The organism is Streptomyces sparsus (assembly GCF_054776295.1).
The window spans coordinates 1-1,162 of record NZ_BAAHCA010001245.1 but is presented as its reverse complement, the minus strand read 5'-3'; the positions used below and the strand labels follow the sequence as shown (position 1 = coordinate 1,162).

The following is a 1,162-nucleotide window of genomic DNA, read 5'->3' as shown; positions in this document are numbered from 1 at the left end:
CCCTCGAGGTGCGGCGGCTGCTCGACGAGCACCCGCTGCCGGCCGACGGCACCGAACTGCTGGTCGTGCCGGGCGGCGACACGCGCCAGCAATCGGTGCGCTGCGGCATCGAGGCCCTGCCACCGGACGTCGCGAGCGTGCTGGTGCACGACGCGGCCCGCCCGCTGGTACCGGTCGACACCGTGGAAGCGGTGATCGCCGCCCTGCGCGCCGGGTCACCCGCCGTGGTGCCCGCCCTCCCGGTCGCGGACACCGTCAAGGAGGTCGAGCCACGCGCCGACGGCGGTGCCGAACCGGTCCTCGGCACACCCGACCGCTCCCGGCTGCGTGCCGTGCAGACCCCGCAGGGCTTCGACCGGGCCACGCTCACCGAGGCGCACGAACGTGTCGCCTGCGAAGGCGAAGGGGCCACCGACGACGCGGGAATGGTCGAACGGCTGGGACGGCCGGTGGTGGTCGTACCGGGACACGAGGAGGCGTTCAAGGTGACCAGGCCGCTGGACCTGGTGCTCGCCGAAGCGGTACTCGCCCGCCGGAGGGCCAACGATGGCTACTGACCACCCCCAGCGCCGCTCGCACGAGCCGCTGCCCCCCGCCGGGCAGCCGTCGGCGGTGCTGCCGCCCGCGGTGCCGTCCCCGGTCCGGATGCCGCTGGTCGGTGTCGGCACCGACGTGCACGCCTTCGAGGCGGGCCGTGAGCTGTGGTGTGCCGGGCTGCTGTGGTCCGAGGCGGACAGCGGCGGCCAAGGGCTCGCCGGGCACTCCGACGGGGACGTCGCCGCCCACGCCGCGTGCGACGCGCTGTTCTCCGCGGCCGGCGTCGGTGACCTGGGCGCCCACTTCGGCACCGCGCGCCCCGAGTGGTCCGGCGCCTCCGGCGTCACCCTGCTCGCCGAGGCGGCCCGCATCGTCCGGGCCGCGGGCTTCGTGATCGGCAACGTGTCCATCCAGGTGATCGGCGTCCGACCCAAGATCGGCAAGCGCCGCGCCGAGGCCCAGCGGGCCCTGTCGGAGGCCGTCGGCGCTCCGGTCTCCGTCTCCGGCACCACCACGGACGGGCTCGGCCTCACCGGCCGCGGCGAGGGACTCGCCGCGATCGCGACCGCCCTGGTGCTCGCCGCCGACTGAACCGCCCGAGACACCCGCCGTCGCGTACGCCCCG

2 protein-coding genes are annotated in these 1,162 nt (G+C 76.0%); both read left to right on the top strand.

Annotation, left to right across the window (positions count from 1 at the left end; genetic code table 11):
* Positions 1–557: IspD/TarI family cytidylyltransferase (locus tag ACYVE9_RS27685; protein WP_461030632.1), on the top strand; the 557-nt coding region annotated here is incomplete at its 5' end.
* A gap of 88 nt (positions 558–645) precedes the next feature.
* Positions 646–1,128: a 2-C-methyl-D-erythritol 2,4-cyclodiphosphate synthase gene (ispF, locus tag ACYVE9_RS27680; protein ID WP_461030633.1), complete on the top strand. Its 483-nt coding sequence runs from the start codon at positions 646–648 to the stop codon at positions 1,126–1,128.
* The last annotated feature ends 34 nt before the right edge of the window (positions 1,129–1,162 follow it).

Excerpts from the sequence above, each read along its gene's own strand:
- ispF (WP_461030633.1), top strand. The coding sequence starts at position 646 with ATGCCGCTGGTCGGTGTCGGCACCGACGTGCACGCCTTCGAGGCGGGC.